This window comes from Pseudomonas sp. TE50-2, assembly GCF_040813665.1.
GTDB classification, from domain to species: domain Bacteria; phylum Pseudomonadota; class Gammaproteobacteria; order Pseudomonadales; family Pseudomonadaceae; genus Aquipseudomonas; species Aquipseudomonas soli.
On sequence record NZ_JBFNXN010000001.1, the window covers coordinates 3,724,169 to 3,749,825 of the forward strand.

Annotated in this window: 21 protein-coding genes; 13 read left to right on the plus strand and 8 right to left on the minus strand. The window is 63.5% G+C overall.

All coding sequences use genetic code 11. From position 1 onward, the window contains the following. Window positions 1-13: 13 nt before the first annotated feature. From prmA to AAHK21_RS17030, 4 genes are all read right to left on the minus strand, one after another. Window positions 14-892 carry a 50S ribosomal protein L11 methyltransferase gene (prmA, locus tag AAHK21_RS17015; RefSeq protein ID WP_046854052.1) on the minus strand — a complete coding sequence of 293 codons (879 nt, stop codon included), beginning with the start codon at window positions 890-892 and terminating at the stop codon, window positions 14-16. Window positions 893-1,148: 256 nt separating this feature from the next. Beyond that, window positions 1,149-3,959, minus strand: a complete 2,811-nt coding sequence (locus AAHK21_RS17020) for an FAD-binding and (Fe-S)-binding domain-containing protein (protein WP_367857852.1) — start codon at window positions 3,957-3,959, stop codon at window positions 1,149-1,151. Between the two features lie 71 nt (window positions 3,960-4,030). Continuing rightward, window positions 4,031-5,176, minus strand: a complete 1,146-nt coding sequence (lldD, locus tag AAHK21_RS17025; protein WP_367857853.1) for an FMN-dependent L-lactate dehydrogenase LldD — start codon at window positions 5,174-5,176, stop codon at window positions 4,031-4,033. Window positions 5,177-5,239: 63 nt separating this feature from the next. Next, entirely contained in the window at window positions 5,240-6,910 is a 1,671-nt protein-coding gene (locus AAHK21_RS17030; RefSeq protein ID WP_102683181.1) for a lactate permease LctP family transporter, read from the minus strand. Window positions 6,911-7,170: 260 nt separating this feature from the next. Here AAHK21_RS17030 and AAHK21_RS17035 point away from each other — a divergent pair, with 260 nt between their 5' ends. After that, window positions 7,171-7,938, plus strand: a complete 768-nt coding sequence (locus AAHK21_RS17035; RefSeq protein ID WP_367857854.1) for an FCD domain-containing protein — start codon at window positions 7,171-7,173, stop codon at window positions 7,936-7,938. A 98-nt stretch (window positions 7,939-8,036) separates the two neighbouring features. On the opposite strand, the gene smpB is transcribed toward AAHK21_RS17035, so the two are convergent. After that, window positions 8,037-8,519, minus strand: coding sequence for an SsrA-binding protein SmpB (gene smpB, locus AAHK21_RS17040; RefSeq protein ID WP_023629355.1), 483 nt, complete (start codon window positions 8,517-8,519; stop codon window positions 8,037-8,039). A 161-nt stretch (window positions 8,520-8,680) separates the two neighbouring features. On the opposite strand from smpB, the gene AAHK21_RS17045 reads away from it, so the two are divergent. Beyond that, entirely contained in the window at window positions 8,681-9,115 is a 435-nt protein-coding gene (locus tag AAHK21_RS17045; RefSeq protein WP_046854056.1) for a type II toxin-antitoxin system RatA family toxin, read from the plus strand. A gap of 88 nt (window positions 9,116-9,203) precedes the next feature. Here the strand turns inward: AAHK21_RS17045 and AAHK21_RS17050 are convergent, their stop codons facing one another. After that, a complete protein-coding gene (locus AAHK21_RS17050; RefSeq protein ID WP_046854057.1) occupies window positions 9,204-9,722 on the minus strand; it encodes an outer membrane protein assembly factor BamE in 519 nt (172 codons plus the stop codon). 97 nt (window positions 9,723-9,819) lie between these two features. On the opposite strand from AAHK21_RS17050, the gene fur reads away from it, so the two are divergent. Continuing rightward, a complete protein-coding gene (gene fur / locus AAHK21_RS17055) occupies window positions 9,820-10,224 on the plus strand; it encodes a ferric iron uptake transcriptional regulator (protein WP_028691268.1) in 405 nt (134 codons plus the stop codon). A gap of 77 nt (window positions 10,225-10,301) precedes the next feature. Here fur and recN read toward each other — a convergent pair whose 3' ends face one another. Continuing rightward, window positions 10,302-11,975, minus strand: coding sequence for a DNA repair protein RecN (recN, locus tag AAHK21_RS17060; RefSeq protein WP_367857855.1), 1,674 nt, complete (start codon window positions 11,973-11,975; stop codon window positions 10,302-10,304). 183 nt (window positions 11,976-12,158) lie between these two features. On the opposite strand from recN, the gene grpE reads away from it, so the two are divergent. From grpE to AAHK21_RS17100, 8 genes are all read left to right on the plus strand, one after another. Then, a complete protein-coding gene (grpE, locus tag AAHK21_RS17065) occupies window positions 12,159-12,713 on the plus strand; it encodes a nucleotide exchange factor GrpE (RefSeq protein WP_023629352.1) in 555 nt (184 codons plus the stop codon). 101 nt (window positions 12,714-12,814) lie between these two features. After that, window positions 12,815-14,740: a molecular chaperone DnaK gene (dnaK, locus tag AAHK21_RS17070; RefSeq protein WP_217867301.1), complete on the plus strand. Its 1,926-nt coding sequence runs from the start codon at window positions 12,815-12,817 to the stop codon at window positions 14,738-14,740. Window positions 14,741-14,952: 212 nt separating this feature from the next. Next, window positions 14,953-16,077, plus strand: a complete 1,125-nt coding sequence (dnaJ, locus tag AAHK21_RS17075; RefSeq protein WP_028691264.1) for a molecular chaperone DnaJ — start codon at window positions 14,953-14,955, stop codon at window positions 16,075-16,077. Window positions 16,078-16,090: 13 nt separating this feature from the next. Further along, window positions 16,091-16,897 carry a 4-hydroxy-tetrahydrodipicolinate reductase gene (gene dapB, locus AAHK21_RS17080; protein WP_038706867.1) on the plus strand — a complete coding sequence of 269 codons (807 nt, stop codon included), beginning with the start codon at window positions 16,091-16,093 and terminating at the stop codon, window positions 16,895-16,897. 226 nt (window positions 16,898-17,123) lie between these two features. Further along, entirely contained in the window at window positions 17,124-18,260 is a 1,137-nt protein-coding gene (carA, locus tag AAHK21_RS17085) for a glutamine-hydrolyzing carbamoyl-phosphate synthase small subunit (RefSeq protein ID WP_023629348.1), read from the plus strand. A gap of 105 nt (window positions 18,261-18,365) precedes the next feature. Beyond that, entirely contained in the window at window positions 18,366-21,587 is a 3,222-nt protein-coding gene (gene carB / locus AAHK21_RS17090) for a carbamoyl-phosphate synthase large subunit (RefSeq protein WP_367857856.1), read from the plus strand. Further along, window positions 21,584-22,066: a transcription elongation factor GreA gene (gene greA, locus AAHK21_RS17095; RefSeq protein WP_082120346.1), complete on the plus strand. Its 483-nt coding sequence runs from the start codon at window positions 21,584-21,586 to the stop codon at window positions 22,064-22,066. Before carB ends, greA begins: the two co-directional genes overlap by 4 nt. Next, complete coding sequence (locus AAHK21_RS17100) at window positions 22,044-22,493, plus strand: MFS transporter (protein ID WP_082120347.1); 450 nt, start codon at window positions 22,044-22,046, stop codon at window positions 22,491-22,493. The genes greA and AAHK21_RS17100 overlap by 23 nt, the downstream gene beginning before the upstream one ends. 12 nt (window positions 22,494-22,505) lie before the next feature. On the opposite strand, the gene AAHK21_RS17105 is transcribed toward AAHK21_RS17100, so the two are convergent. Beyond that, window positions 22,506-22,814, minus strand: coding sequence for a YhbY family RNA-binding protein (locus tag AAHK21_RS17105; protein WP_027595032.1), 309 nt, complete (start codon window positions 22,812-22,814; stop codon window positions 22,506-22,508). Between the two features lie 102 nt (window positions 22,815-22,916). On the opposite strand from AAHK21_RS17105, the gene rlmE reads away from it, so the two are divergent. Both rlmE and ftsH read left to right on the plus strand, forming a co-directional pair. Next, a complete protein-coding gene (gene rlmE, locus AAHK21_RS17110) occupies window positions 22,917-23,543 on the plus strand; it encodes a 23S rRNA (uridine(2552)-2'-O)-methyltransferase RlmE (protein ID WP_011532133.1) in 627 nt (208 codons plus the stop codon). Window positions 23,544-23,746: 203 nt separating this feature from the next. Further along, window positions 23,747-25,654, plus strand: coding sequence for an ATP-dependent zinc metalloprotease FtsH (ftsH, locus tag AAHK21_RS17115; protein WP_038706866.1), 1,908 nt, complete (start codon window positions 23,747-23,749; stop codon window positions 25,652-25,654). Window positions 25,655-25,657: the final 3 nt, after the last annotated feature.

Sequence of the window (25,657 nt, forward strand, 5' to 3'; positions counted from 1 at the left end):
AGTCTAGGCGCGCTTAGCGGCGGCGACCACTGATACGTACCCAGCCGTCGCGCACGACGATCGGGTCCAGGTCGAAGTCGGCGGCATAGGCGGCGGCCACTTCCTCACCCTGTTCGGCGAGGATGCCCGACAGCGCCAGCAGGCCGCCGGGGCGCACCAGGCCGGACAGCTGCGGCGCCAGCGATACCAGCGGGCCGGCCAGGATGTTGGCGACCAGCACGTCGGCCTGCATGGCCGGCATCTGCTCGGGCAGGTACAGGTCGAACGTGTCGTCGGCAATACCGTTGCGCTGGGCGTTGTCACGCGAGGCCTCGATAGCCTGCACGTCGATGTCGGTGCCGACCGCGTGGCGGGCGCCGAGCAGCAGCGCGGCAATGGCCAGGATGCCCGAGCCGCAGCCGAAGTCGAGCACTTGCGTGCCTTGCAGCTGTTGGCCGTCGAGCCATTCCAGGCACAGCGCGGTGGTCGGGTGGGTACCCGTGCCAAAGGCCAGGCCCGGGTCGAGCAGCAGGTTGACCGCGTCCTTTTCCGGGGCTTCGTGCCAGCTCGGCACGATCCACAGGCGCTGGCCGAAACGCATCGGCTGGAAGTTGTCCATCCAGCTGCGCTCCCAGTCCTGATCCTCGATCACCTCGGCGTGGTACTCGGGCAGCTCGGCGCCGGTCAGCAGGCGCAGGTGGGCGAACACTTGCTCGGGCTCGGCATCGGCCTCGAACAGCGCCAGCAGGTGCGTGTGCGACCACAGCGGAGTGGTGTTGAGGTCCGGTTCGAAGATCGGCTGGTCTTCGGCGTCCATGAAAGTCACCGAGACGGCGCCCACTTCAAGCAGGGCGTCTTCGTAGGTTTCGGCTTGTTCCGGGCTGATGGCCAGGCGTACTTGCAGCCAGGGCATGGCGGGCACCTTTGGTAAATCGACAGGGGCAGCCCGAGGCTGCGCGAAAAGGCCGCCAGTTTACTTGAGTGCGTGGGGTTTGTGCAGAAGTCGCATGCCGGCATGCGCCATACCTGTGGGAGCAACTGGCTTGTTTGCCTGCACCGGCCTCTCGCCGGCAAGCCGGCTCCCACAGGATGGCGCATTGCTTTGGGCTAGCGCGGTCGGTGTGGGAGCCGGCTTGCCGGCGAGAGGCCGGTGCGAGAAAGCCCAGCCTTCAGAGACTGCGCGCCCGTGTCACCCGGTCCACCAGGTAGACCAGTCCGTGATAATCGATGCCACTGTGGCTCGACAGGCCGATCTCGCAGGTGCGGCTGGTGGAGATCCCCTCGCTGCAATACTGCACCGCGTCCTTGAGTGTGCGCAGCGAATGGGCGTTGAGCTCCGGTGTGGTGAAGCCCTTGTCGCCGGCGAAGCCGCAGCAATGGATGCCTTCGGGGATCACCACCTGCTTGCTGCAGCGCCGCGCCAGGTCGATCAGCGCCTGGCTTTCGCCCAGGTGCTGGGTGCTGCAGGTCACGTGCACCGCCACGGGCTCGTCCTGGGGGGTGAACTCCAGCTTGTCGACCAGGTGGGTGCGGATGAAGCGCACCGGGTCGTACAGGTCCAGCCGCGATTCGCCCAGGTCCTGGACCAGGCGCAGGGTGCAGGGGCTGGTGTCGCAGTAGATCGGGTCAAGGCCGCCACGGCTGGCGTGCAGCAGCGCGTTGATCAGTTCCTGGCGTTTATGCTCGGCCTGCTCGGGGTAGCCCTTGGAGGCGAACGGCTGGCCGCAGCACAGGCTGTCGGCGTTGTCCGGGAACACTACCTGGTAGCCGGCCTTTTCCAGCAGGGCACGGGTCTTGTCCAGCAGCGAACTCTGCTCGCGGTCGGCATAGGCCGGGCCCATGACCCGCGATACGCAGGCGGCCAGGTAGACCACGCGAGGGCGGGCGTCGTGGCTCGCGGTGCTGAACTCGACGGCTCGCAGCGGCTGCGGCATGGCGGGGGTCCACTGCGGCAGGCGGCCTTTGCTGGCCTTGCTCAGGCGGGCGCTGAGCCGGCTCATGCGCGGGGCGCCGAGCAGCTTGCGCGCGCCATTGGCGGCGGCCAGCGTAAAGCGCGCGCCGCGCAGGGTGGCGTGGAAATGCTCGGCCAGCCAGTCGGCGGCCTTGCCGTGCTCGGCCGCCTGACCACGCAGCTTCTTCACCAGCTCGCCGGTGTTGATGCCCACCGGGCAGCGCTGGGCGCACAGGCCGGTGGCGGCGCAGGTGTCGATGCCCTGGTACTGGTAGGTGCGCAGCAGTTCGCGGGTATCAACGCCGGCGCGTTTCTTCGCCTGGATGTCGCGCCACATGACGATGCGCTGGCGCGGGCTCAAGGTAAGGCCTTTCGACGGACACACCGGCTCGCAGAAACCGCACTCGATGCACTTGTCGACGATCTCGTCGGCGGCCGGCAGCGGCTTGAGGTTCTTCAGGTGGATGTCGGGGTCCTCGCTCAGCACCACATCGGGGTTGAGGATGCCGTTGGGGTCGAGCAGGCGCTTGAGCTTCCACATCAGCTGGTAGGCGTCATGCCCCCATTCCAGCTCGACGAAGGGCGCCATGTTGCGCCCGGTGCCGTGCTCGGCCTTGAGCGAGCCGCCGAACTCCACTGCCACCAGCTGCGCCACGTCGTCCATAAAGGCCTGGTAGCGAGCCACTTCCTCAGCGCTGTTGAAGCCCTGGGTGAAGACGAAGTGCAGGTTGCCTTCCAGGGCGTGGCCGAAAATGATCGCCTCGTCGTAGCGGTGCTTGTCGAACAGCTGGATCAGGCGGTTGACGCCTTCGGCCAGTTGCTCGATGGGGAAGGTCACGTCCTCGATGATCACCGTGGTGCCGGTCTGGCGCACGGCGCCGACAGCGGGGAAGGTGTCCTTGCGGATCTTCCACAGCTGGTTGTACACCGCCGGGTCTTCGCTGAACGCGACTTTCTGCTCCAGCGGGTAGTCGTCGATGGACGCCATCACCTGCTCGAGCTGCTCGTGCAGCAGGCTCTGGCTGGCGGCGCGGCACTCGATCAGCAGGGCGCAGGCGTTTGCCGACAGGTCCTTGACCCATGCCGGCATGCCCGGCATCTCCTGCACCGAGCGCAGGCTGCGGCGGTCGAGCAGCTCCACGGCGGAGACTGGCTGGCGCTTGAGCATGGTCACGGCGCGGCAGCAGCTTTCAACGCTGGGGAACACCAGCAGCGCGCTGGCCTTGTGCGGGTGGTCGGGCACGGTGTTGTAGGTGACGGCGCTGATGAAACCAAGGGTGCCTTCGGAGCCGACCAGCAGGTGCTGCAGGATATCGAGCGGCTGGTCGTAGTCCACCAGTGCGTTGAGTGAGAGCCCCGTGGTGTTTTTCAGCCGGTACTTGTGCCGGATGCGTTCAGCCAGCGCGGTGTTGGCGCGGGTCTCGCGGCCAAGGCGGGCCAGCTCGTCCAGCAGGCCGGCGTGGCTGTGCTCGAAGGCGGCGACGCTGGTTGGGTCCTCGCTGTCCAGGCGGGTGCCGTCGGCCAGCACCAGGCGCAGACCAGCGAGGGTGTGGTAGGTGTTCTGCGCGGTGCCGCAGCACATGCCACTGGCATTGTTGGCGACGATACCGCCGATCTTGCAGGCGTTGATCGACGCCGGGTCCGGGCCGATCTTGCGCCCATAGGGGGCCAGCCAGGCATTGGCCTGGGCGCCGATCACGCCGGGCTGCAGGCGGATCTGCCCGCCCTGGTGGCGAATCTCCCGACCATTCCAGTTGTCGCCGAGCACGATCAGCACCGAGTCGCTGATGGCCTGGCCGGACAGGCTGGTGCCGGCGGCGCGGAAGGTCACCGGCACCCGGTCGCGCTGGGCCAGCTGGATCAGCGCGACCACTTCGTCCTCGGACTCCACGCGCAGCACCAGCTTGGGGATCAGCCGGTAGAAGCTGGCGTCGGTGCCGAAGGCCAGGGTCGAGGTCGGGTCGTCGAAGCGGCGTTCGGCGGGGATCAGGCGCTCGGCATCACGCAGGAACGCGGCGGGCAGGCTCATGCAGTCTCCTCGCGGGGCCGCGGCGTCTGGCGCGCGGCGTGCCCCGGGTATTCAGGCGTTGGCGGGCGCGCTCAGGCGCCCAGTTCGCGGACCAGCGAGTCTTTGCTGATCTCGCCGATGGACTTGGCGCCGGTCAGCACCATGGCCACGCGCATCTCTTTCTCGAACAGCTCCAGCAGGTTCTTCACTCCGGCCTCGCCATGGGTGGCCAGGGCATAGAGGAAGGCGCGGCCGATCAGCACGCTGTCGGCGCCCAGGGCGATCATGCGCACCACATCGAGGCCGCTGCGGATGCCGGAGTCGGCGAGGATCTTGATATCGCCCTTCACCGCGTCGGCGATGGCCGGCAGGGCGCGGGCGCTGGACAGCACGCCATCGAGCTGGCGGCCGCCGTGGTTGGAGACGACGATGCCGTCGGCGCCGAACTTGACCGCGTCGCGGGCGTCATCGGCGTCGAGGATGCCCTTGATGATCATCGGGCCGTCCCAGAATTCGCGGATCCACTCCAGGTCTTTCCAGGAGATGGACGGGTCGAAGTTGTTGCCCAGCCAGCCGATGTAGTCGGCCAGGCCCGTGGGGTTGCCGCGGTAGGCGGAGATATTGCCCAAGTCGTGCGGGCGGCCCATCACGCCGACGTCCCAGGCCCATTGTGGGTGGGTCATGGCTTGCAGCACGCGGCGCAGCGGGCCGTTGGCGCCGCTCATGCCGGAGTGGGCATCGCGGTAGCGGGCGCCGGGCACGGGCATGTCGACGGTGAACACCAGGGTCTTCACGCCGGCGGCCTTGGCGCGCTCCAGGGCGTTGCGCATGAAGCCGCGGTCCTTGAGCACATACAGCTGGAACCACATCGGCCGGTCGATGGCCGGGGCCACTTCTTCGATCGGGCACACCGATACCGTCGACATCGTGAACGGAATGCCGTGTGCCGCCGCTGCGCGTGCCGCCTGCACTTCGCCACGGCGGGCGTACATGCCGGTGAGGCCGACCGGGGCGAGGGCCACGGGCATGCTCAGGGTTTCGTCGAACAGCCGCGTCTGCAAGCTCAGCTCGGACATGTTCTTCAGCACGCGCTGGCGCAGGGCAATGCCGGCCAGGTCCGAGACGTTGTGGCGCAGGGTGTGTTCGGCGTAGGCGCCGCCGTCGGCGTAGTGGAACAGGAAGGGGGGCAGCTTGCGTTGGGCCGCGGCGCGATAGTCGGTGGAGGCGGAAATGATCATGGATTCTCGCAGCGTTGCTTGTGGGGAATGCCGGGCGCGTCAAGGCGCCCGGCCCCTGTCACTTTAGTGATGAACCAGCATGCCAGTGAGCCAGTAGGCCTGGACCAGAGTGATCAGGCCGACGATGGTGGCGAAGAACAGGCTGTGCTTGACGGTGAAGCGGAACAGGTCGGATTCCTTGCCGACCAGGCCGGTGGCCGCGCAGGCCACGGCGATCGATTGCGGCGAGATCATCTTGCCGGTCACGCCGCCGCTGGTATTGGCCGCCACCAGCAGGGTGTCGCTGACGCCGATCTGGTGCGCGGTGGTGGCCTGCAGCGAGCTGAACAGGGCGTTGGACGAGGTGTCCGAGCCGGTCAGGAACACGCCCAGCCAGCCGAGGAACGGCGAGAAGAACGGGAACGCCGCGCCGGTGCCGGCCAGCACCAGGGCCATGGTCGAGGACATGCCCGAGTAGTTGGTGACGAAGGCGAAAGCCAGCACCATGCCGATCGACAGGATCGGCCAGCGCAGTTCCCAGAAGGTCTCTTTGAAAGTGGTCAGACCAGTTTTGAAGTTGATCTTCAACACCCACATCGAGATCAGTGCCGAGAGGAAGATCGCGGTGCCGGTGGCGGAGATCGGGTCGAGCTTGAACACCGCCGGCATGGCGGTGGGCGCTGTGACGATTGGTGCGGTCTTGACCACCAGCTGGTCGAGGTGCGGGATGGCGAAGTTGAACACGAAGTTGTACATCGCGCCGCCTGGAGCGAAGGCCGCCTTGAACGGTTTCAGGGTCCAGATGGTCACCAGCACGGTGAGGATCAGGAAGGGCGACCAGGCCTTGAAGATCTCGCCAAAGCTGTACGGGCTCGGTTGGCTGCCGCTCGACTGCACGACGGCGGCGCCGACACTGCCCTTGGCCTCGGCGAACGCGCGCTTGGGCTGCCAGACCTTGAGGAACAGGGTCAGGGCGATCAGGCTGGCCAGGGCCGAGGTGATGTCGGGCAGCTCCGGGCCGATGAAGTTGGAGGTGAAGTACTGGGTGACGGCGAAGCTCAGGCCGGCCACCAGGGCGGCAGGCCAGGTCTCTTTCACGCCGCGCACGCCGTCCATCATGAACACCAGCCAGAACGGCACGAACAGCGACAGCAGCGGCAGCTGGCGACCGGTCATGGCGCCGATGTGGAAGGCGTCGATGCCAGTCACCTGGCCGGCGACGATGATCGGGATGCCCAGGGCGCCGAAGGCCACCGGGGCGGTATTGGCGATCAGGCACAGGCCGGCGGCGTACAGCGGGTTGAAGCCAAGGCCGACCAGCAGCGCGGCGGTGATCGCCACCGGGGCGCCGAAGCCGGCCGCGCCTTCGAGGAAGGCACCGAAGCAGAAGCCGATCAGCAGTACCTGCAGGCGCTGGTCGTCGGTGATCGACAGTACCGAGCTGCGGATGACTTCGAACTGGCCACTCTTGACCGTGAGTTTGTAGAGGAACACCGCGGCGACGATGATCCAGGCAATCGGCCACAGGCCGTAGAGGAAGCCATAGCCCGCAGCGGCCAGCGCCATGTCGACAGGCATCTGGAAGGCGAAGATGGCCACCAGGATCGACAGTGCCAGGGTGATGCTGCCGGCGACGTGGCCCTTGAGGCGGAACACGGCGAGGGCGAGGAAGAAGAACACGATTGGGATGACCGCCGCCAGCGCGGACAGGCCAAGGCTACCAAGCGGGGTATAGAGTTGTTGCCAGGTTTGCATATGGGGTGGCCCCTAATTGTTGTTGGTCAAGGCACTGGCATTGGATAATTGGTAAGACCAATTTACAATGGCTGGTCGCTAGGTTAAGAGCGCCACGCAGGGTGTGTCAATTTGTCCTGTGGGAAACTTTGGTCGGATGCCGATGAGCGGGCATCTGCTTGGCTGGGAAAAACGCCGCCTGACGGCTGTCGGCGCAAGCCGGATAGGCGCAGAATAGGCGCCCCCGGATTCGCATCCCCGGGGTTCGTGGAGAGCATGTGATGGTTTTTGATCAGGTCCGCCAGCGGCGCCTGTCCGACGACATCGTCGATCGGTTGGAAGGGATGATTCTCGAAGGCACCCTCACCTCGGGTCAGCGCCTGCCGGCCGAGCGCGCCCTGGCCGAGCAGTTCGGCGTGTCGCGGCCGTCGTTGCGCGAGGCGATCCAGAAGCTGGTGGCCAAGGGCTTGCTGGTCAGTCGCCAGGGCGGCGGCAACTATGTGGCCGAGTCATTGGGCTCGACCTTCAGCGACCCCTTGCTGAAGCTGCTCGAGTCCAGTCCCGAGGCGCAGCGTGACCTGCTGGAGTTTCGTCACACGCTGGAGGCGTCCTGCGCCTACTACGCGGCGCAGCGCGCCACCGAGCCGGATCGTGAGCGGCTGAAGACTGCCTTCGATGCGTTGCAGGACTGCTACAACCGTGTCGGTGAAGTGGACCGGGCGGAGGAGGGGGCCGCCGATGCTCGCTTCCATCTGGCCATTGCCGAGGCCAGCCACAATGCCGTGTTGTTGCACACCATTCGCGGGTTGTTCGACCTGCTCAAGCGCAATGTGGTGACCAACATTGGCGGCATGTACCAGCAACGCACTGAGACCCGCGACATGCTGATCAGCCAGCATCGCGAGTTGTATCTGGCGATTGTCGAGGGGCGTGCGGAGGACGCGCGGGAGGTGTCCAGCCGGCACATCCTGTATGTGCAGGAGGTGCTGCAGGAGGCGCAGCAGGAGGCACAGCGGGTGGCGCGGGCGGAGCGGCGCACCGGGCGCTGAGTATCGTGGCTTATCGCGGATGAATCCGCTCCTACAGGAGGTGAAACTTGTAGGAGCGGATTCATTCGCGAGGCAGGCGCCGCAATGCGAAGGGCTGCTTACTCTTCCTTGCCCTTGTTGCGCATCGTGCGCTGCAGCTCGCGGTTGGAGTCGCGCTCGCGCACGGTATCGCGCTTGTCGAACTCCTTCTTGCCCTTGCCGAGTGCGATCTCGCACTTGATCAGGTGCTTGCTCCAGTACAGCGACATCGCCACGCAGGTGTAGCCCTTCTGCGCCACGGCCGCTTCCAGGCGCTCGAGCTCGCGCTTGTTCAGCAGCAGCTTGCGGGTGCGGATGGGGTCGGCAATGACGTGGGTGCTGGCGGTGTTCAGCGGGGTGATGTGGCTGCCGAACAGCCAGGCTTCGCCATCCTTGAGCAGCACGTAGCTGTCGGTCAGGTGCGCCTTGCCGGCCCGCAGGCTTTTTACTTCCCAACCGGACAGGACCAGCCCGGCCTCGAACTTGTGTTCGATGAAGTAATCGTGTCGCGCTTTCTTGTTCTGCGCGATGGTCCCGGTCGGATGCTTCTTTTGTTTAGCCATAGGGGCGGCATTATAGGCAGTCGCCGCGTCCTCGGCTACGGGGTTTAGCTGCGCTTGAGCCTGTTGTGTGAATCCCGGACAATGCAACCCACGCTCTGCCGCGCAGAGCCGTTTTCAAGGCGCTGACAAGCGCTGCCGCCCAGTTTGGAAGTGACGCCTGGATGACTACCCATATTCAACGCTCCGCTCTGCTGCCGTACCCTGCCCAGGCGCTCTACGACCTGGTCAACGATGTGGCGAGCTACCCGGAGTTCCTGCCCTGGTGCTCGGCGTCCACGGTGCTCGAGACCAGTGACACGCACATGCGGGCCAGGCTGGAAGTGGCCAAGGGTGGCATGAGCCAGCAGTTCATCACGCGCAATGTGCTGGTGCCGGGGCAGTCGATCGAGATGAACCTGGAAGAGGGGCCGTTCACCCAGTTGCATGGGCTGTGGGTGTTCAAGCCGCTGGGAGAAAAGGCCTGCAAGATCAGCCTCGACCTGTCGTTCGACTATGCCGGTGCCCTGGTGCGGGCCACCTTGGGGCCACTGTTCAACCAGGCGGCCAACACCATGGTCGATGCCTTCTGCCAGCGGGCCAAGCAGCTCAATGGTTGAGGGTGCGCGTGGCGGGTGAGCAAGCCCCGCCATTCATGCAGGCAATAAAAAGCCCGGACAAGATCCGGGCTTTTTAGTATCGGCGCATTTACTGCGGCGAAGTTTCCAGCGGTGCTGGTGTTGGCACCGGGGTGGTCTCGACGTTGTCGATTTCCTTTTGCAGCGAGTCTTCCAGCGAGCCTGGCTTGGCTGGCTTCTCCGGTTGGCTCGGCTGCTTGTCCGGGTTGACCGTGGTGTCGCCGCTGCCACCGAGGATTTCCTGGTCGCGGCTGACGCCTGGCATGAAGTCGCCGGAGAGGTTGACCAACTGGTCGTTCTCGTTGAAGAAGATGCTCATGCGCTCTTGCTGGCGCTGGCCGCCGCCAGGCTGCAGGCTGTAGAGATAATCCCAGCGATTGGTGTGGAAGGTGTCCTGCAGCAGGGGGTTGCCCATGATAAACCTTACTTGTCGGCGGGTCATTCCCGGGCGCAATTGGTCTATCATATCCTGCGTGACGACATTGCCCTGCTGGATGTCGATTTTGTAAACCCCGGGAAACGAGCAACCGGCGAGTGCGAGCAGTCCCACTAGGGTGAGGCTGGTTAGCAAGAGCTTGGTGTTTTGCATCGGTGGGCGACTTCCACTATCTTGGCTGGACAACGTAAACCCCGATCATACCCGTATTAAGAGAAGCTGCGAAGCAGCATCGGCGAGAAAGCTGACCATGGTTGAAAATAGCGAATTGCGCAAAGCGGGCCTCAAGGTAACCCTGCCTCGAGTAAAGATTCTTCAGATGCTCGACTCCGCCGAGCAGCGTCACATGAGTGCCGAGGATGTGTACAAGGCGCTGATGGAAGCTGGCGAAGATGTCGGCCTGGCGACCGTGTACCGCGTGCTGACCCAATTCGAAGCGGCGGGCCTGGTGGAGCGCCACAACTTTGATGGCGGCCACGCGGTGTTCGAGCTGGCGGATGGCAAGCACCACGATCACATGGTCAACGTGGACAGCGGTGAAGTCATTGAATTCTTCGATGCCGAAATCGAGAAGCGCCAGAAAGAGATCGTTGCCGAGCATGGCTTCGAGCTGGTGGACCACAATCTGGTGCTGTACGTGCGTAAAAAGAAGTAACGATTTAATCGTTATTGACGACAAAGGCGACCTTCGGGTCGCCTTTGTGCTTTCTGGGTTGGGCTCGCTTCGGCCGCTCAGGCCTTGCCGCTCACCACCATCTTGCGCGCATGGGCCAGCGACTCCTTGGTGAGGTCGATGCCGCCCAGCATTCGCGCCACTTCCTCGACTCGCTCGCGCTTGCCCAGGCTGGCCACGGCGGTGTGTGTGGTGTCGCTGTTGCGCACCTTGTGCACGAACAGGTGGTGATGCCCTTGGGCGGCTACCTGTGGCAAGTGGGTCACGGTCAGCACCTGGCCGCGTTCGCCGAGGCGGCGAAGCAGTTGGCCGACGATCTCGGCGGTCGGGCCGCCGATACCCACGTCGACTTCATCGAATACCAGGGTCGGAATGCGTGAAGTCTGTGCGGTGATCACCTGGATCGCCAGGCTGATACGTGACAGCTCGCCGCCCGAGGCCACCTTGGCCAGGCCCTTGAGTGGCTGGCCGGGGTTGGCGCTGACCAGCAGCTCGATCTGCTCCAGGCCGTGCGGCGAGAGGTCCGTGCTTTCGAAAGGGGTGAGTTCGATGCAGAAGCGCCCGCCGGGCATGCCCAGGCGCTGAATTTCCTGCTCCACGGCGGTGGCCAGCTGTTTGGCCGCCTGCTGGCGCAGGGCGCTGAGCTCAATGGCCTTCTCTTTATAGTGCTGGGCGAAGGCCGCGAGCTCCTCGCCCAGCCGCTCGATCGATTCGTCGCTGGCATTCAGGCCTTCCAGCTCCTCCATCAGGCGCTGTTGCAGGTGCGGCAGTTCGGTGGGGTGCACGCGGTGTTTGCGCGCGAGGGTATAGATAGTGTCCAGGCGTTCTTCGAGGGTCTGCAGGCGCATCGGGTCGGCATCGAAGTTGTCGAGGAAGCGGTTGAGTTCGCCGACGGCCTCCTCCACCTGGATCTGCGCGCTGGCAATCAGGTTGACTGCCTCGCCCAGTGCCTTGGGTGCATTGCCTACCGCGCCGAGGCGATTGAGGCTCATGGTCAGGGCGCTCAGTACGTTGCCCGAATCGCTTTCGCTGCACTGCTCGATGACCTGGCGGCAGATGCCGAAGAGTGCCTCGGCGTTGGTCAGGTTCTTGTGCTCCTGCTCCAGCTGCTCCAGCTCGTTTTCGCCAAGGCCGAGGTTGTCGAGTTCCTCCAGCTGGTAGCTGAGCAACTGGTGGCGCGCCCGCTGCTCGTCGCCGGAGTTGCTCAGGCGCTCCAGCTCCTGGCGCGTCTGGTTCCAGCGCTTGGCGGCCAGCTGTACCTGGCGGGCCAGGTCGGTGGCGCCGGCGTACTCGTCCACCAGGCGGCGGTGGGTATCGGTTTTCAGTAGCGACTGGTGTTCGTGCTGGCTGTGGATGTCGATCAGCAGCTCGCCCAGGGCCTTGAGGTCGCCCAGCGGGCAGGGGGTGCCATTGATGTAGCCGCGGCTGCGGCCCTCGGCAGTGATCACTCGGCGCAGGATGCAGGGGCCGTCGCTTTCCAGGTCGCGCTCGGCGAGCCAGGCGTGCGCTTCGGGGATGTCGACCAGGTCGAAGGTGGCGAGGATGTCCGCCTTGTCGGTGCCCGGACGCACCACGCCACTGTCGGCGCGATCGCCAAGGGCCAGGCCGAGGGCGTCGAGCATGATCGACTTGCCGGCCCCGGTCTCGCCGGTGATGACGGACATGCCGCGGGCGATCTCGAGGTCGAGGTGTTCGACGATGGCGTAGTTGTGGATGGACAGGTGCACCAGCATTGGGGCGGCTCCCGAGGGGTCGTGTCTGGATATTTATACAGTGCTTTTCGCGAGTCTGCCAATAGCCGGTCGACGAATGTGGAAAAGCACCTGCCCCCTTGAACCTGGTTTTTCCGACCCCATATAGCCGGCAAGACATGGCGAGCCTGGCTCGCACGACAGAAATCGTGGAGGAGAAACCCAATGGCTGACGAACAGCTGGATGAGAAGAACCTGAATTCCGAAGAAGCCGGTGCAGCAACCGCCGACGCGCGCGTTCTGGAGCTCGAAGAGCAGCTGGCCGCCGCCAAGGACCAATCCCTGCGCGCCGCCGCCGACCTGCAGAACATCCGTCGCCGTGCCGAGCAGGACGTCGAGAAGGCGCACAAGTTCGCCCTGGAGAAATTCTCCTCCGACCTGCTGCCGGTGATCGACAGCCTGGAGCTGGCCCTGGCGCACTCCAGCGCTGAAGACGAGAACGTCAAGAAGATCCGTGAAGGTGTCGAGCTGACCCTGAAGATGTTCCAGGACACCCTCAAGCGCTACAACCTTGAAGCCGTCGATCCGCACGGTCAGCCGTTCAACGCCGAACACCACCAGGCGATGGCCATGCAGGAAAGCGCCGATGTCGAGCCGAACAGCGTGATCAACGTGTTCCAGAAGGGCTACCTGCTCAACGGCCGCCTGCTGCGCCCCGCCATGGTGGTGGTCAGCAAGGCGCCGAGCGCTGCGCAGCCTTCGATCAATGAAAAGGCTTGAAATCTTTCCGGGCGCCCCCATCTAGGTGTCAAGCCTTCAAGTATTAGTGCAGATGGCCAAAGCAGTCACTGCTACCAAATTCAAGTTTCGGGAGAATCATCATGGGTAAAATCATCGGTATCGACCTGGGGACCACCAACTCCTGCGTCTCCGTGCTGGAAAACGGCACTGCCAAGGTCATCGAGAACGCCGAAGGCGCGCGCACCACGCCTTCGATCATCGCCTACGCCAACGACGGCGAAATCCTGGTTGGCCAGTCGGCCAAGCGCCAGGCGGTCACCAACCCGCACAACACCCTGTTCGCGGTGAAGCGCCTGATCGGCCGCCGCTTCGAAGAAGACGTCGTCCAGAAAGACATCAAGCTGGTGCCTTACAAGATCGTCAAGGCCAACAACGGTGATGCCTGGGTCGAGGCTTCGGGCAAGGAAATGGCGCCGCCGCAGATCAGCGCCGAAGTCCTGAAAAAAATGAAGAAGACCGCCGAAGACTACCTCGGCGAGCCTGTCACCGAAGCGGTCATCACCGTGCCGGCCTACTTCAACGACAGCCAGCGCCAGGCGACCAAGGACGCCGGCCGCATCGCTGGCCTGGACGTCAAGCGCATCATCAACGAACCGACTGCCGCCGCGCTGGCCTACGGCATGGACAAGGGCAAGGGCGACCACACCGTCATCGTCTATGACCTGGGTGGCGGTACCTTCGACGTATCGGTCATCGAAATCGCCGAAGTCGACGGTGAGCACCAGTTCGAAGTACTGGCTACCAACGGCGACACCTTCCTGGGTGGCGAAGACTTCGACATGCGCCTGATCGACTACCTTGTCGACGAGTTCAAGAAAGAGTCCGGCATGGACCTGAAGAACGATCCCCTGGCCCTGCAGCGCCTGAAAGAAGCCGCTGAAAAAGCCAAGATCGAGCTGTCCTCGGCCCAGTCGACCGACGTCAACCTGCCGTACATCACTGCAGATGCAACCGGTCCGAAGCACCTGAACGTGAAGATCTCCCGCGCCAAGCTGGAGTCGCTGGTCGAAGACCTGGTCAACCGCACCATCGAGCCATGCCGCATCGCCCTGAAGGACGCCGGCATCGATGCCAGCAAGATCGACGACGTGATCCTGGTCGGTGGCCAGACCCGTATGCCGATGGTGCAGAAAGCCGTTGCCGACTTCTTCGGTAAAGAAGCACGCAAAGACGTCAACCCGGACGAAGCCGTTGCCATGGGTGCCGCCATCCAGGGCGCCGTTCTGGCCGGTGACGTGAAGGACGTACTGCTGCTGGACGTCAGCCCGCTGACCCTGGGTATCGAAACCATGGGTGGCGTGATGACCGCGCTGATCGAGAAGAACACCACCATCCCGACCAAGAAGTCGCAGGTGTTCTCGACCGCCGACGACAACCAGGGCGCCGTGACCATCCACGTGCTGCAGGGCGAGCGCAAGCAAGCTTCGCAGAACAAGTCGCTGGGCAAGTTCGACCTGGCCGATATTCCGCCAGCACCACGTGGCGTGCCGCAGATCGAAGTGACCTTCGACATCGACGCCAACGGCATCCTGCACGTCGGTGCGAAGGACAAGGCCACCGGCAAGGCGCAGTCGATCGTGATCAAGGCCAACTCCGGCCTGTCCGACGAAGAAATCGAGAAAATGGTGCGTGACGCCGAGGCCAATGCCGAGGAAGACCGCAAGTTCGAAGAGCTGGCCGCCGCCCGTAACCAGGGTGACGCGCTGGTCCACTCGACTCGCAAGATGGTCACTGAAGCGGGTGACAAGGTCACCGCCGAAGAGAAGACTGCCATCGAGGCCGCCGTGGTTGCCCTGGAAGCTGCCGTCAAGGGCGACGACAAGGCTGCCATCGACGCCAAGGTCGAGGAGCTGTCCAAGGTTTCGGCCCCTGTTGCCCAGAAGATGTATGCCGAACAACAGGCCGAGCAACCGCAGGGCGGCGCCCAGCAGGCCGAGCCGGAAGCCAAGCACGACGACGTGGTTGACGCCGAGTTCGAAGAAGTAAAAGACAACAACAAGCAGTAAATCCTGCATGTTGTCGCCCAGTTCACCGTCGTTTGCCGGTGAGCTGGTAGGATGTCGCCGCGCGGGGGCTTGCTCCCGCGTTGGCGTGTCTGGAACACGAGAATTATTTACAGCATCTGTCTGGGCGCATTCGCGTATGGCGGCAGGTGCTGACGGCATGGCGCACCGATGCGCAGAGGTATGCCGAACGCCCCCAAGAGTGCAAATGACCTATGGCAAAGCGTGATTTTTATGAAGTCCTGGGTGTCGAGCGTGGCGCCAGTGAAGGTGATCTGAAGAAGGCCTACCGCCGTCTGGCGATGAAGTACCACCCTGACCGCAACCCGGGTGATAAAGAGTCCGAAGACCTGTTCAAGGAGGCCAACGAGGCCTACGAAGTGCTGTCGGATGCCAGCAAGCGTGCGGCGTACGACCAGTACGGCCATGCCGGCGTCGATCCGAGCATGGGCGGCGGCGGTGCCGGCTTCGGTGGTGCCAACTTCTCCGATATCTTCGGCGATGTCTTCAGTGATTTCTTCGGCGGTGGCCGTGGTGGTGGTCGTGGCGGCGCCCAGCGTGGCAGCGACCTGCGCTACACCCTCGAGCTCAATCTCGAAGAGGCGGTGCGCGGTACCACGGTCAATATCCGCGTCCCCACGCTGGTCAACTGCAAGCCGTGCGACGGCTCTGGCGCCAAGAAGGGCTCGACCCCGTCGACCTGCCCGACCTGTGGCGGTATCGGCCAGGTACGCATGCAGCAGGGCTTCTTCGCGGTGCAGCAGACCTGCCCGCGCTGCCATGGCCAGGGCAAGATCATCACCGACCCTTGCGGCTCGTGTCACGGCGAAGGCCGTGTCGAGGAATACAAGACCCTGTCGGTCAAGGTGCCGGCTGGCGTCGATACCGGCGATCGCATCCGCCTGTCCGGCGAAGGCGAGGCGGGTGCCCATGGCGGCCCGACCGGTGACCTGTACGTGGTCGTCAACGTGCGCGAGCACCCGATCTTCCAGCGCGACGGCAAGCACCTCTACTGCGAAGTGCCGATCAGCTATACCGATGCCGCCCTGGGTGGCGAGCTGGAAGTGCCGACCCTCGATGGTCGCGTGAAGCTGAAGATCCCTGAAGGTACCCAGACCGGCAAGCAGTTCCGCTTGCGCGGCAAGGGCGTGGCGCCGGTGCGCGGTGGCGCGGCAGGCGACCTGCTGTGCCGGGTGGCGGTGGAAACGCCGGTCAACCTCAGCCGTCGCCAGCGCGAGCTGCTCGAAGAGCTGCGCGATTCGCTGGAAGGCGACAGCTCCCATTCGCCCAAGGCCAGCGGCTGGTTCGAGGGTGTGAAGCGCTTCTTCGGTGATCTCTGAGAAGGAACAGGCTATGCGACGTATTGCGGTAATGGGCGCGGCGGGGCGGATGGGCAAGACCCTCGTCGAGGCTGTGCAGCAGCAGGCGCCCCAGACCGGGCTGACAGCGGCGATCGATCGCCCGGACAGCTCGCTGGTCGGGGCCGATGCCGGTGAACTGGCGGCCCTGGGGCGGATCGGCGTGCCGATCTGCGATGACCTGGCCAAGGTCGCCGACGAGTTCGATGTGCTGATCGACTTCACGCATCCTTCGGTGACCCTGAAGAACCTGGCGTTCTGCCGCAAGGCGGGCAAGGCCATGGTCATCGGCACCACCGGTTTCACGCCGGAAGAGAAAGAGCTGCTGGCGGAGGCGGGCAAGGAGATCCCGATCGTCTTCGCCGCGAACTTCAGCGTGGGAGTGAACCTCAGCCTCAAGCTGCTGGACATGGCGGCCCGGGTGCTGGGCGATGATGTGGATATCGAGATCATCGAGGCCCATCACCGGCACAAGGTCGACGCGCCGTCGGGGACCGCGCTGCGCATGGGTGAAGTGGTTGCCAATGCGTTGGGGCGCGACCTGCAGGAAGTGGCGGTTTACGGTCGTGAAGGCCAGACCGGTGCCCGTGATCGCAAGACCATCGGTTTCGCCACCGTGCGTGCCGGTGATGTGGTCGGTGACCACACCGTGCTGTTCGCCGCCGAAGGCGAGCGCCTGGAGATCACCCACAAGGCCTCCAGCCGCATGACGTTCGCCAAGGGCGCCGTGCGCGCCGCGCTGTGGCTGGAAGGGCGCGAGCCTGGCCTGTACGACATGCAGGACGTGCTCGAGCTGCGTTGATGCCGTGGGGCTGCCTGGCAGCCCCTTGTCGCATTGGTGTGTTTTAGAGACACATCTACGGTAGACCGAAAACGCACTTTTCTGTAAGCTACAGCTTTAGTGTGTCCACTAAAAGCGCGCAGCGAATTGAATTCAGCACTTAAAAGCGGGGTGACGTGTCCATACGTCACTCCGCTTTTTTGCAACCTGCGATCGCCCTTTCATGCTTGATTTACGGGAGGTCTTCTTGACAAAGCCAGCCATACTCGCCCTTGCCGACGGCAGTATTTTTCGCGGTGAAGCCATTGGTGCCGACGGTCAGACCGTTGGCGAGGTGGTATTCAACACCGCTATGACCGGCTACCAGGAAATCCTTACAGACCCTTCCTACTCGCAGCAAATCGTCACCCTGACCTACCCGCACATCGGCAATACCGGCACCACCCCGGAAGACGCCGAATCCAACCGCGTCTGGTCCGCCGGCCTGGTCATCCGCGACCTGCCGCTGCTGGCCAGCAACTGGCGTAACACCCAGTCGCTGCCTGAGTACCTCAAGGCCAACAACGTTGTCGCCATCGCCGGTATCGATACCCGTCGCCTGACCCGTATCCTGCGTGAAAAGGGCGCCCAGAACGGCTGCATCCTCGCCGGTGACAACATCACCGAAGAGCAGGCCATCGCCGCTGCCCGCGCCTTCCCGGGCCTGAAGGGCATGGACCTGGCCAAGGTCGTCTCCACCAAGGAGCGCTACGAGTGGCGTTCCAGCGTGTGGGAACTGAAGACCGACAGCCACCCGACCATCGACGCTGCCGACCTGCCGTACCACGTGGTTGCCTTCGACTACGGCGTCAAGCTGAACATCCTGCGCATGCTGGTGGCGCGTGGTTGCCGCGTGACCGTGGTGCCTGCCCAGACCCCGGCCAGCGAAGTGCTCGCGCTCAACCCCGATGGTGTGTTCCTGTCCAACGGCCCTGGTGATCCGGAGCCATGCGACTACGCCATCCAGGCGATCAAGGAAATCCTCGAAACCGAGATTCCGGTCTTCGGCATCTGCCTCGGCCACCAGCTGCTGGCCCTGGCCTCCGGCGCCAAGACCGTGAAGATGGGCCATGGCCACCACGGTGCCAACCACCCGGTCCAGGACCTGGATACCGGCGTGGTCATGATCACCAGCCAGAACCACGGCTTTGCCGTCGACGAAGCCACCTTGCCGGCTAACGTACGCGCCATCCACAAGTCGCTGTTCGACGGCACCCTGCAGGGTATCGAGCGCACCGACAAGAGCGCGTTCAGCTTCCAGGGCCACCCTGAAGCGAGCCCGGGCCCGACCGACGTCGCGCCACTGTTCGATCGTTTCACCGATGCCATGGCCAAGCGCCGCTGAGCATCCTGCTTCAAGGCCCCGGGCCGGCTTGTGCCGCGCCCGGAAGCGCCTGACCCAGATTGTTCAAAGCGGCTTGCCGACTGACCCCGGATTTGAGTGACCACCATGCCAAAACGTACAGACATCAAAAGCATCCTGATTCTCGGCGCTGGCCCGATCGTGATCGGCCAGGCCTGTGAGTTCGACTATTCCGGCGCCCAGGCCTGCAAGGCCCTGCGCGAGGAAGGTTTCCGCGTCATCCTGGTGAACTCCAACCCAGCCACCATCATGACCGACCCGGCCATGGCCGACGCCACCTACATCGAGCCGATCAAATGGCAATCGGTGGCCAAGATCATCGAGAAAGAGCGCCCGGACGCCGTCCTGCCGACCATGGGCGGCCAGACCGCGCTGAACTGCGCCCTGGACCTGGAGCGCCATGGCGTTCTGGAAAAATTCGGCGTAGAGATGATCGGTGCCAACGCCGACACCATCGACAAGGCCGAAGACCGCTCGCGCTTCGACAAGGCCATGAAGGACATCGGCCTTGAGTGCCCGCGCTCGGGTATCGCCCACAGCATGGAAGAGGCCAATGCGGTCCTCGAGAAGCTCGGCTTCCCATGCATCATTCGCCCGTCCTTCACCATGGGCGGCACCGGTGGCGGTATTGCCTACAACCGTGAAGAATTCGAAGAAATCTGCACCCGTGGTCTGGACCTGTCGCCGACCAAGGAACTGCTGATCGACGAATCGCTGATCGGCTGGAAGGAATACGAGATGGAGGTGGTCCGCGACAAGAAGGACAACTGCATCATCGTCTGCTCCATCGAAAACTTCGACCCGATGGGCGTGCACACCGGTGACTCGATCACCGTGGCTCCGGCACAGACCTTGACCGACAAGGAATACCAGATCATGCGCAATGCCTCGCTGGCGGTGCTGCGTGAAATCGGTGTCGAGACCGGCGGTTCCAACGTGCAGTTCGGCATCTGCCCGGACACCGGCCGCATGGTCGTGATCGAGATGAACCCGCGTGTTTCGCGTTCGTCCGCCCTGGCCTCCAAGGCCACCGGCTTCCCGATCGCCAAGATCGCCGCCAAGCTGGCCATCGGCTACACCCTCGACGAACTGCAGAACGACATCACCGGTGGCCGTACCCCGGCGTCCTTCGAGCCGTCGATCGACTACGTCGTCACCAAGCTGCCGCGCTTCGCCTTCGAGAAATTCCCCAAGGCCGACGCCCGCCTGACCACCCAGATGAAGTCTGTCGGTGAAGTCATGGCCATCGGCCGTACCTTCCAGGAATCCCTGCAGAAAGCCCTGCGTGGCCTGGAAGTCGGCGCCTGCGGCCTCGACCCGAAAGTCGACCTGGCCAGCCCGGAAGCCGCCAGCATCCTCAAGCGCGAACTGACCGTGCCGGGTGCCGAGCGTATCTGGTACGTCGCCGACGCCATGCGTTCGGGCATGACCATCGAGGAAATCTTCCAGCTGACCGGCATCGACCTGTGGTTCCTGGTGCAGATGGAAGACCTGATCAAGGAAGAAGAGAAGGTCAAGACCCTGGCCCTGTCGGCGATCGACAAGGACTACATGCTGCGCCTCAAGCGCAAGGGCTTCTCGGACCAGCGCCTGGCCAAGCTGCTCGGCATCACCGACAAGAACCTGCGTCGTCACCGCCACAAGCTGGAAGTGTTCCCGGTGTACAAGCGCGTCGACACCTGCGCCGCCGAGTTCGCCACCGACACCGCCTACCTGTACTCGACCTACGAGGAAGAGTGCGAGGCCAACCCGTCGACCCGCGACAAGATCATGATCCTGGGCGGTGGCCCGAACCGTATCGGCCAAGGCATCGAGTTCGACTACTGCTGCGTGCACGCAGCGCTCGCCCTGCGTGAAGACGGTTACGAGACCATCATGGTCAACTGCAACCCGGAAACCGTCTCCACCGACTACGACACCTCCGACCGTCTGTACTTCGAGCCGCTGACCCTGGAAGACGTGTTGGAAGTCTGCCGCGTCGAGAAGCCGAAGGGCGTGATCGTCCACTACGGCGGCCAGACCCCGCTGAAACTGGCCCGTGCCCTGGAAGAAGCCGGCGTGCCAATCATCGGCACCAGCCCGGACGCCATCGACCGCGCCGAAGACCGCGAGCGTTTCCAGCAGATGGTTCAGCGCCTGAACCTGCTGCAGCCGCCAAACGCCACCGTGCGCAGCGAAGACGAAGCCATCAAGGCGGCCGGCACTATCGGCTACCCGCTGGTGGTGCGCCCGTCCTACGTACTGGGCGGCCGTGCGATGGAGATCGTCTACGAGTTGGACGAGCTCAAGCGCTACCTGCGTGAAGCGGTGCAAGTGTCCAACGACAGCCCAGTGCTGCTCGACCACTTCCTCAACTGCGCCATCGAGATGGACGTGGATGCGGTCTGTGACGGCACCGACGTGGTGATCGGCGCGATCATGCAGCACATCGAGCAGGCCGGCGTTCACTCCGGTGACTCGGCGTGCTCGCTGCCACCTTACTCGCTGAGCAAGGAAGTGCAGGACGAAGTCCGCGTACAGGTCAAGAAAATGGCCCTGGAGCTGGGCGTGGTCGGCCTGATGAACGTGCAGCTGGCCCTGCAGGGCGACAAGATCTACGTGATCGAGGTCAACCCGCGCGCCTCGCGTACCGTGCCGTTCGTGTCCAAGTGCATCGGCACCTCGCTGGCGATGATCGCTGCACGCGTCATGGCAGGCAAAACCCTGAAAGAACTGGGCTTCACCCAGGAAATCATCCCGAACTTCTACAGCGTCAAGGAAGCCGTCTTCCCGTTCGCCAAGTTCCCGGGGGTTGACCCGATCCTCGGCCCTGAGATGAAATCCACCGGTGAAGTCATGGGTGTCGGCGACAGCTTCGGTGAAGCCTTCGCCAAGGCCCAGATGGGCGCCAGCGAAGTACTGCCGACCGGCGGTACCGCGTTCATCAGCGTGCGCGACGACGACAAGCCACAAGTGGCTGGCGTTGCCCGCGACCTGATCGCCCTGGGCTTCGAAGTGGTTGCAACTGCAGGCACCGCCAAGGTTATCGAAGCGGCCGGCCTGAAAGTGCGCCGTGTGAACAAGGTGACCGAGGGTCGCCCACACGTGGTCGACATGATCAAGAACGACGAAGTGTCGCTGATCATCAACACCACCGAAGGCCGCCAGTCGATCGCCGACTCCTACTCGATTCGTCGCAATGCGCTGCAGCACAAGATTTACTGCACCACCACCATTGCGGCCGGTGAAGCCATCTGCGAGGCGCTGAAATTCGGTCCGGAAAAGACCGTTCGTCGCCTGCAGGATCTGCATGCAGGACTCAAAGCATGAGCATTACCAAGTACCCGATGACCGTCCAGGGCGCTCGCGCCCTGGAAGAAGAGCATCTGTTCCTGAGCAAGACCGAGCGCCCGCGCCTGAGCCAGGCTATCGGTGAGGCCCGCGAGCTGGGCGACCTCAAGGAAAACGCCGAATACCATGCCGCCCGTGAGGAGCAGGGCATGGTCGAGGCGCGTATTCGCGATATCGAAGGCCGCCTGCAGAACTCGGTGGTGATCGACGTGACCACCATTGCCCACACCGGCAAGGTCATCTTCGGTACCACTGTCGATCTGGAGAACACTGAAACCGGCGATCAGGTGACTTACCAGATCGTTGGCGAAGATGAAGCCGACGTGAAGAAAGGCAAGCTTTCCAGCGGTGCACCTATCGCCCGTGCCATCATTGGCAAGGAAGAAGGTGACACGGTGGTCGTGAAGACGCCGAACGGTACGGTCGAGTACGAGATTGTCGAAGTCAAGCACATCTGACCGGCGCCTGCGGGCGCCATCCCTCGAGGGGATCCTCTGGCAGCTGGCCCAGGTTTTCTGGGTCGGCGGCCTGTGGGTGTTCCACGTGGGGCTGGTGCCGGCACTGAAAGTCAGTGGCCTGGCGCCGTTGCTGGTGCACGACATTGCTGCACAGATCGACCGCTGGTTAATCGGCGTGGCAATGCTCGGGCTGTTGACCCAGCTGGCTGTATTGGCGAGGGTGGATGGCCTGGCGGCCTGGTGGCGGCAATTTCGCGGCCAGATGCTGTTGCTCGGCTTTGCTGCCTGCGTCAGCTACTACACTCTGCGCTACGGGATCTCCGTGGGCGAACGCTGGCAGATGTTCTGCTTTTTGGTGCTGGGTTTTTCCGGCATCGTGCTGGTGGCCCAGCCGGTTCCGGTCAGGGCGCGCAAGGCGCGCCACTGATCGGCGCCACCGTTACTTGAAGCGGTGGATGTTGGACAGCTGCTTGTTCGGCTGTGGGTTCTTGCGGTAGATCAGCGCCTTCTTGCCGATGGTCTGCACCAGCTCGGCGCGGCCGACCTTGCACAGTTCGGCGATCGCGGCGGCACGCTCTTCACGGTCTTCCGAACGGATTTCGACCTTGATCAGCTCGTGATCGGCCAGGGCGCGCTCCAGTTCGGCGGCGACGCCTTCGTTCACACCGTTGCCAGCAACGATCAGGACCGGCTTCAGGTCATGACCAATGGACTTGTATTGCTTCTTCTGCTCGTTATTGAGCGGCATAATCTGACCCTTTTCGTCTGATTCTGTAAAATTGACGGGCATTTTACCCGAGGGCCCCTGGCTCCGCCCAGTCAAACACGACGCATATCATCGAGGTGCCCCGTGGTACAACGTTCCAAAAGCAGCGCAAACTGGCTGCGAGAGCATTTCAACGATCCTTTTGTGAAACAGGCGCAGAAGGATGGCTACCGCTCGCGTGCGAGCTACAAACTGCTGGAGATCCAGGAAAAAGACCGCCTGATCCGCCCCGGCATGAGCGTGATCGACCTCGGCGCAGCGCCAGGTGGCTGGTCGCAGGTGACCAGTCGTCTGATTGGTGGCCAAGGGCGGTTGATCGCCTCGGACATCCTCGAAATGGACTCGATCCCGGACGTTACCTTCATCCAGGGCGACTTTACTCAGGACGAAGTGCTGCAGCAGATCCTGCAGGCGGTCGGTGATTCGCACGTAGACCTTGTGATTTCCGATATGGCCCCCAATATGAGTGGTACGCCCGCGGTGGACATGCCGCGTGCCATGTTCCTCTGTGAACTGGCCCTGGATCTGGCGACCCGCGTGCTCAAGCCCGGCGGGGATTTCCTGATCAAGATCTTCCAGGGCGAGGGTTTCGACATGTACCTGAAGGACGTGCGCAGCAAGTTCGACAAGGTGCAGATGCGCAAGCCGTCGTCCTCGCGGGATCGCTCCCGCGAACAGTACCTGTTGGGCAAGGGTTTCAAGGGAGCGTGAAAGGCGTGCTGCGGGGTTGCCGATAGTTATTTCCAATCGGCGGCTCCGTCTGGATCGTCCGAACTTCGTGTAGTCTAGCTTTCACAAAGGGTTACAGACGGTGCCTGCGGATGCGTGGGTAATGTAGTAAGTTAGGGCGATGAATATCATGCGAGGCACGGCTGCGTCGTGCGCCGGCCTCAGAGGGTAGCGAATTGAACGACATGGCAAAGAATCTGATCCTCTGGTTGATCATCGCCGCCGTCCTGGTGACGGTGATGAACAACTTCTCGAGCCCTAACGAGCCGCAGACCCTCAACTATTCCGACTTCATCCAGCAGGTCAAGGATGGCAAGGTCGAGCGCGTGACCGTCGACGGCTACATCATTACCGGCAAGCGCACCGACGGCGACAACTTCAAGACTGTCCGCCCGGCCATCACCGATAACGGCCTGATCGGCGACCTGGTGGATAACCACGTCACCGTCGAAGGCAAGCAGCCTGAGCAGCAGAGCATCTGGACCCAGTTGCTGGTCGCCAGCTTCCCGATCCTGGTGATCATCGCCGTGTTCATGTTCTTCATGCGCCAGATGCAGGGCGGTGCCGGTGGTAAAGGCGGCCCGATGAGCTTCGGCAAGAGCAAGGCGCGCCTGCTGTCCGAAGACCAGGTCAAGACTACCCTGGCTGACGTTGCCGGTTGCGACGAGGCCAAGGAAGAAGTTGGCGAGCTGGTCGAGTTCCTGCGTGACCCGGGCAAGTTCCAGCGCCTGGGTGGCCGCATCCCCCGCGGTGTGCTGATGGTCGGCCCGCCCGGTACCGGTAAGACCCTGCTGGCCAAGGCCATCGCCGGCGAAGCCAAGGTGCCGTTCTTCACCATTTCCGGTTCCGACTTCGTCGAGATGTTCGTCGGCGTGGGTGCCAGCCGCGTGCGTGACATGTTCGAGCAGGCCAAGAAACACGCACCTTGCATCATCTTCATCGACGAGATCGACGCCGTTGGCCGCCACCGTGGCGCCGGCATGGGCGGCGGTCACGACGAGCGTGAGCAGACCCTGAACCAGTTGCTGGTCGAAATGGATGGCTTCGAGATGAACGATGGCATCATCGTCATCGCCGCCACCAACCGTCCCGACGTGCTTGACCCGGCGCTGCTGCGCCCGGGCCGCTTCGACCGCCAGGTCGTGGTCGGCCTGCCGGACATCCGTGGTCGTGAGCAGATCCTCAAAGTGCACATGCGCAAGGTGCCAATCGGCGAGAACGTCAACGCGGCGGTCATCGCCCGCGGTACCCCTGGCTTCTCCGGTGCCGACCTGGCCAACCTGGTCAACGAGGCGTCGCTGTTCGCTGCCCGTTCCAGCAAGCGCGTGGTCGAGATGAAGGAGTTCGAGCTGGCCAAGGACAAGATCATGATGGGCGCCGAGCGCAAGACCATGGTCATGTCCGAGAAAGAGAAGCAGAACACCGCTTACCACGAAGCAGGCCACGCCATCGTCGGCCGTGTCGTCCCCGAGCATGATCCGGTGTACAAGGTGTCGATCATTCCGCGTGGTCGTGCCTTGGGTGTGACCATGTTCTTGCCGGAAGAAGACCGTTACAGCCTGTCCAAGCGTGCGCTGATCAGCCAGATCTGCTCGCTTTATGGTGGTCGTATCGCTGAAGAGATGACCCTGGGCTTCGACGGTGTGACCACTGGCGCCTCCAACGACATCATGCGTGCGAGCCAGATTGCCCGGAACATGGTCACCAAGTGGGGCCTGTCCGAAAAACTCGGGCCGCTGATGTACGCCGAAGAAGAGGGCGAGGTGTTCCTCGGCCGCAGCGCGGGTAGCCAGCATGCCAGCGTTTCCGGTGAGACGGCGAAGATGATCGACTCCGAAGTGCGCAGCATCATCGACCAGTGCTATGCCACGGCCAAACAGATCCTCACCGATAATCGCGACAAGCTCGACGCCATGGCCGAGGCCTTGATGAAGTACGAAACCATCGATGCCGACCAGATCGACGACATCATGGCTGGCCGCACTCCGCGTGAGCCACGTGACTGGGACAACGATGCCGGGACCTCTGGCAAGCAGGCTTCCCAGGATGATCGTCCGGAGTCGCCGATCGGCGGTCCAGCGGCTCAGCACTAAGGG